The 399-nt window shown below is 69.7% G+C and carries 1 protein-coding gene; it reads right to left on the bottom strand.

Going from position 1 to position 399, the window contains the following annotated elements:
* Positions 1-399 (bottom strand): AMP-binding protein (locus tag QSK22_RS33380; RefSeq protein WP_285498504.1); only part of this gene is annotated, 399 nt, incomplete at both ends.

Raw genomic sequence — 399 nt, 5'->3', positions numbered from 1 at the left:
GCGCCAGCCCGGCGCCGGCGATGTACAACTCACCCACGACACCCACGGGCACCGGCTCGAGGCTGTCGTCCAGCACGTAGATGCGGGTGTTGGCGATCGGACCGCCGAACGGCACCGGACCACCACGATCCGAATCCACCTCACCCACCGCGACGATCACCGTCGCCTCGGTCGGACCGTACGCGTGAACCAGCCGCCGCCCCCGCGCCCACTCCCGGGCCAGCGACTCACCGACCGTCTCGGAACCCACGACCATCCGCTCCACATGCGCCAGATCGTCCGGCTCCAACACCCCCAGCAGCGACGGCACCACACTCGCCACACTCACCTCAGACAGCTCCCGCAGCAGCCGCGGCTGAGAACGCTGCTCGTCACCGGCAACCCACAAGGTCGCGCCAT

The sequence above is a fragment of the Actinomadura sp. NBRC 104425 genome (assembly GCF_030269545.1).
In the GTDB taxonomy this organism is placed as follows: domain Bacteria; phylum Actinomycetota; class Actinomycetes; order Streptosporangiales; family Streptosporangiaceae; genus Spirillospora; species Spirillospora keratinilytica.
This window is presented reverse-complemented; position numbering and strand designations above follow the sequence as displayed.